Origin of the sequence: Corallococcus terminator, from assembly GCF_003611635.1 — a bacterium.
Lineage (GTDB): Bacteria > Myxococcota > Myxococcia > Myxococcales > Myxococcaceae > Corallococcus > Corallococcus terminator.
The window spans coordinates 1-5,419 of record NZ_RAVZ01000484.1; the positions used below are offsets into that span (position 1 = coordinate 1).

The 5,419-nt window shown below is 71.0% G+C and carries 6 protein-coding genes; 4 read left to right on the forward strand and 2 right to left on the reverse strand.

Annotated features, from left to right (window positions below; translation table 11 throughout):
- Positions 1-81 precede the first annotated feature (81 nt).
- From D7V88_RS38530 to D7V88_RS38545, 4 genes are all read left to right on the forward strand, one after another.
- Positions 82-696 carry a TetR/AcrR family transcriptional regulator gene (locus D7V88_RS38530; protein ID WP_120545519.1) on the forward strand — a complete coding sequence of 205 codons (615 nt, stop codon included), beginning with the start codon at positions 82-84 and terminating at the stop codon, positions 694-696.
- A gap of 25 nt (positions 697-721) precedes the next feature.
- On the forward strand, positions 722-1,276 hold the full coding sequence (gene coaD / locus D7V88_RS38535) for a pantetheine-phosphate adenylyltransferase (protein WP_244238622.1): 555 nt from the start codon (positions 722-724) through the stop codon (positions 1,274-1,276).
- Positions 1,273-2,019: an MBL fold metallo-hydrolase gene (locus D7V88_RS38540; protein WP_120545520.1), complete on the forward strand. Its 747-nt coding sequence runs from the start codon at positions 1,273-1,275 to the stop codon at positions 2,017-2,019. The genes coaD and D7V88_RS38540 overlap by 4 nt, the downstream gene beginning before the upstream one ends.
- Positions 2,020-2,180: 161 nt before the next feature.
- A complete protein-coding gene (locus D7V88_RS38545; RefSeq protein ID WP_120545521.1) occupies positions 2,181-3,794 on the forward strand; it encodes a bifunctional metallophosphatase/5'-nucleotidase in 1,614 nt (537 codons plus the stop codon).
- 10 nt (positions 3,795-3,804) lie between these two features.
- Here the strand turns inward: D7V88_RS38545 and D7V88_RS38550 are convergent, their stop codons facing one another.
- Together D7V88_RS38550 and D7V88_RS38555 are read right to left on the reverse strand one after the other, a co-directional pair.
- Positions 3,805-4,578, reverse strand: a complete 774-nt coding sequence (locus D7V88_RS38550; protein ID WP_120545522.1) for a YdcF family protein — start codon at positions 4,576-4,578, stop codon at positions 3,805-3,807.
- Positions 4,579-4,592: 14 nt separating this feature from the next.
- A partial coding sequence (locus D7V88_RS38555; protein WP_147449057.1) for a PEGA domain-containing protein occupies positions 4,593-5,419 on the reverse strand: 827 nt, incomplete at its 5' end.

Genomic DNA, 5,419 nt, shown 5'->3' on the forward strand with positions numbered 1-5,419 from the left:
GACCCGTCCCCCACGGGGCAGGTTGACGTCCGCGCTGGCACTGTTTATAAGTTGGTCACACAACCTAGAAACAAATCGCCCATGCCCCGTCCCTCCAACACCGAAGCGCGCCGGGAACAGATTGTCGCCGGGCTGCTCAAGGCCATGGCCGAGCGCGGCTACGAGGGCGCGTCGGTCGCGGAGATCGCGAAGGCGGCGCACCTGAGCGCGGGGCTGGTGCACTACCACTTCAAGGACAAGCAGGAGATCCTCCTGACCCTGGTGCGCTCGCTGGCCTCGCTCGCACGGCAGCGCTTCGCCAGCCGGGTGTCGCGGCTCGCGCTGGACGATGCGCGAGGGCGGGTGGAGGCGTTCGTGGACGCGTTCCTCGCCACCGGGCCGGACGCGGACGTGGCGGCGGTCGCGGGCTGGGTCACCATCAGCGCGGAGGCCATCCGTCAGCCAGAGGTGCGCGTCGCCTACGAAGAGGTGGTGCGCGCGGACCTGGAGCAACTGGAGGCACTCGTCGCGGCGGTGGTGGGCAGGCGCCGGGCGCGTCCGCTGGCCGCGGGGTTGTTCGCCGCGATGCAGGGCTACTTCGTGCTCTCCGCGAGCGCGCCCGGGCTCGTGCCCCCGGGTTCGGCGGCGGGCACCGTGAAGCGCATGGCGGCGGGGCTGCTGGACGCAGCGGAGCCCCACGCCCGGGACGACGCATGAAGCGCTCCGGTGCCGTTCGGATGTCGTGGCGGTTTCCTTCCATCCGGGCCTCCAGGGCCGGGACTGTTCGTGGGGTGTCGTGATGACCATCGCGCTCTATGCCGGCAGCTTCGACCCTGTCACCGCGGGGCACCTGTCGGTGGTGCGTCAGGCGGCGCGCCTCTTCAGCCACGTCGTCGTCGTGGTGGCGGTCAATCCGAACAAGCACACGCTGCTGACCGCTTCGGAGCGCGTGGCGCTGGTGCGCGACGCGGTGGCCCGGCATCCCAACGTCACCGTCACGCACACCGAAGGGCTCATCGTGGAGCTGGCGCGGGAGATTGGCGCGAGCGTGCTGCTGCGCGGCGTGCGAGGCGCCACCGATGCCCAGTTCGAGACGGAGCTCGCGCAGATGAACCGCGCGCTCGCGCCTGAACTCTCCACCCTCTTCCTGCCCGCCGAGGCGCACCTTGCCGAGGTGTCCAGCAGCGCCCTCAAGGAGCGCATCGCGCGCGGCGAGGACGTGTCTGCCTACTGCCCTCCCGCCGTCGCCGCGATGCTGCGCGAACGGCTGACGTCTTCCCTCCGGAGCCACCCATGAGCCTGTCCTTCGTTCCCCTCGGCGTCGGTGATGCGTTCTCCGCGCTGTACTACTCGTCGTGTCTCGCGCTGGAGGCGGAAGGCCAGGTGCTGCTGCTGGACTGCCCGCACCCCATCCGCAAGATGATGCGCGAAGCATCCGAGTCCTCCGGCGTGGCGCTGGACGTGGACCGAGTCAGCGCCGTGGCCCTCACGCACCTGCACGCGGACCACGCCTCCGGCCTGGAGAGCCTCGCGTACTTCTCCTTCTTCGTGCTGCAGCGGAAGATGGAGCTGCTCGCGCACCCGAGCGTCACGCGCCGGCTGTGGGAAGGGCACCTCGCGGCAGGCATGGAGTGCCTCATCGAACAGCAGGGCGCGGACCCCAGCCACAAGCACTTCGAGGACTACTTCACGCACACGCCGCTGCACCTGGAGCGCTCGGTGCGCCACGGGCCATTCGAAATCGAGTGCCGCTTCACCTACCACCACGTGCCCACCACCGCGTTCCGCATCCGCGCCGGGGGCCGGTGCCTGGGCTACAGCGCGGACACCGCGTTCGATGAGGGCCTCATCGCTTGGCTGTCGGAGGCGGACCTCGTCATCCACGAGACCAACTACGGCGTGCACACGCCCTACGAGAAGCTCGCCGCGCTGCCGGAGACCACGCGAGCGAAGATGCGCCTCATCCACTACCCGGACGGTTTCGACGCGAGCACGAGCGTCATCGAACCGCTGGTGCAGGGCCGGCGCTACACCGTCTGAGGGGGAAGCACGCGGTCGGTTGGACGCCCTTCTTCCTCCGGGAAGTTGGACGCGCACCTTGCGCGTTGCGCCAAATCCGGTCCGCTCGCCTTCATGCGCCGAGTGCGCTACGCCGAGAGGGATTGGCGCTCCCCCGTGCCCCCGCAAGAGAACGACCCCTGATGACGAAGATGACCGTGCGCGCCCGGGCCGCGCTCCTGCCGCTCACGCTGGTGCTGGCCGCCCACTCCGCCGGGGCCGCCGCGCCGACGCTCGCACCGCCGACGTCCGCACCGTCCGGGGAGACCGTCCGCCTCACCCTCCTGCACCTCAATGACGTGTACCAGTTCCAGCCCACGGCCCAGAACCGGGGCGGCCTGTCGCGCGTGGCCACGCTGCGCAAGCAGGCGCTGAAGGAGTCCCCGCACGTCCTCACGCTGATGGCGGGCGACACCCTCTCCCCGTCGGTGGAGTCGTCTGCGGAGGTGGCGGGCGAGGCGCTCAAGGGCCGGCAGATGATCGACGCGTGGAACGCGCTCGGCGTGGACTACTCGGTCGTGGGCAACCACGAGTTCGACTTCGGGGACGACGTGCTGCGCGCGCGCATCCAGCAGTCGCGCTTCCCGTGGCTGGGCGCCAACGTGATGAGCGTGAAGTCGGGCCAGGTGTTCGACGGGATGAAGGCGTGGGACGTGCGCGACGTGGGTGGCGTGAAGGTGGGCATCTTCGGCGTGGTGCTGCCGGAGACGCAGCACTCGTCCAAGCCGGGCAAGGACACGCGCATCACGCCGTACTGCGAGGCGGCGAAGCAGTCCGTGGACGCGGTGCGCGCGGCCGGGGCCCAGTTCGTCGTGGCGCTCACGCACCTGGCGGTGGAGCAGGACCGGGAGCTGGCGAAGTGCGTGCGCGTGGACGTCATCATCGGCGGGCACGACCACGACCGCGTGGAGGAGACCGTCGCGGGCACGCCCATCTTCAAGCTGGACGAGGACGCGGTGGACCTGGGCCGGCTCACGCTGGACCTGGACGCGAAGACGGGCGCGGTGAAGAAGCTGGCGTGGAAGGTGCTGCCCATCACCGCGAAGACTCCGGACGATGCGGCCTTCAACGAGCAGATGAAGGCCTACGCGCCGCTGCTCGCCACGTTGGCCGAACGCATTGGCCGCTCCCCGGTGGCCCTGGATGCCCGGAGCGCGCAGAACCGGGTGGGCGAGACGAACCTGGGCTCGTTCCTGGCGGACACGTTCCGCGCGGCGACGGGCGCGGACGTGGCGCTCGTCAACGGGGGCGCCGTCCGCGCGGACCGGGTGCTGCCCGCGGGGAAGATGACGCGGCGGGAGCTGTACTCGCTCATGCCCTACCGCAACGAGCTGGTGATGCTGGAGGTGACGGGGGCAACGCTGCGCGCGGCGCTGGAGAATGGCGTCAGCCTGAGCAGCGTGGACGGCAAGCCGCCCGGCCGCTTCCCGCAGGTGTCCGGCATGCGCTTCACCTACGACCTGCGCAAGCCGCCGGGAGCACGCGTCACGAAGGTGGAAGCGCGCGGCCGGCCGCTGGACGACGCGGCGGTGTACCGGCTGGCCACGCTGAGCTTCGTGGCCGCGGGCAATGACGGCTACACGATGTTCAAGGACCTGCCGCTGCTGCCCGCGAGCAAGGACCTCCCGTCACCGTGGGATGCGCTCAGCAGCGCGTTCAGCAGCGGCAAGCCCGCGCCTCGCGCGAAGCCCCAGGGCCGCATCGCCCTGGTGGGCGCGCCTGCTGGCGGCCTGCATGCGCCCCCCACGATGAAGTAGCGCGGTATCCCTAAGGCGCCGTCCACCCACGCAGCCGGTACACCACGCGCCCGGCCAGCTCGCGCAGCATGTCCGTGCTCTGGCTGAGCCCTCCCGCGCGCGGCAGCCAGCTCAAACGGGCCGGCGGTATCGGCGAGGAGCGCACGTCCACCACGAGCGTGTCCGCCTGGATCCCCACCGCCGCGAAGCAGCCCGCCGCCCTCGGCAGGTGCGCGGCGCTCGTCACCAGGAGCAGCGACTTCCAGCCGTGCTCACGAATCAGGGGCTCGGAGTTGAGCGCGTTCTCGCGGGTGTTGCGACTGCGACCCTCCTTCACGATGCGCTCGGGCGCGATGCCCCAGTGCTCCAACTGCCCGGCCAGCACGTCCGCCTCCACCACCGCCTCCGGCCTCGCGTCCAGGTTGCCGCCCGTCAGCAGCACCTGCTTCGCGCGCCCGTCCCGCAGCAGCTCGAAGCCCCGCATGATCCGCTCCGGCGCCGCGTTGTACTCCGGCTGGCCCGAACGCTCCGTGGCCGCCGCGTCCAACCCTCCGCCCAGCAGGATGACCGCGTCGTAGACGGTGTCCTTCCGGAAGGTGCTCACCGCGCCGCCCTCCGTCGCCCGCGTGAGCAGCGCCACCACCGGTTCGATGGAGAAGGCGTACAGCACCGCGAGCGCCGCGAGCTGGAGCCCCACCGACACGCGCGCGCGACGGCGCCACAACAGGCTGCCCACGCCCAGGAGCAACGCCCAGGTGAGCGGGGAGAGCAGCAGGTCCAACAGCTTGGAGAGGACGAGGAACATCGCGGGGCGCCCGGCTACCGGGACTTCCGTCCGCCCGCCACGTACTTGCGCGCCTCGGCTGCGTCGTCCCCCTGCGGTTCCAGGTCCAGGTAGCGCTGGTAGTGCTCGCGGGCCTCCTGGGCCTGCCCCTGCCGCGCGCTCATCCGTCCCAACTGGAGGTGACACAGCACGGAGGCGTCATCCATCTCCAGGCACCGCCGGAACTCCGATTGCGCATGGGTCGCGTTGCCGCCCCGGAGATGGTCCATGCCCAGGATGTACGACGCACTCGCCTGCGGGTGACGGTCCTTCCAGTAGTAGACGAACCCCTTCATGCCCCGAGGCACGGGGGCGGGTGGCTTGTCCGTGCTCACGACCTTCCCGCGCCCCCCCGCCGCAGACTGCGCCTCCTCCTGCGGGCCCCGGCCGGGAACGGTCTTCGGCTTCTCCGGCGGCAACCGCTCCAGCGCCACCTGCACGCGCTCGGGCAGCTCCGACGCCGACACGGTGGTCGTCCAGGGCTGATAGCCCACGAACAACAGCTCCAACCGGTGGGTCACGTGTCCTTCAGGGACCTCCAGCGTCGTCGGCGTCATCCCGGCCGATGCGCCATCCCACCGCACCTGCGCGCCCGGCGGATTCGTTACCACCTGGAGCTTGCGCGAGGGCGGGGACGACACTTCGGGGAATACCGCCCACCCGATGAACAGCCCCAGGGCCACCACCGCGAATGCACCCAGCAGCCGCACGTGCCACGTCCCACGCGCCCCGGCCGCGGGAGGCGGCTCCAGGGCCTCCCCCGTCTCCCGCTCCTCCGGATACGCCGAGTCCAGCGCGCGGTGCACCGAGGACGCCGTCGCCG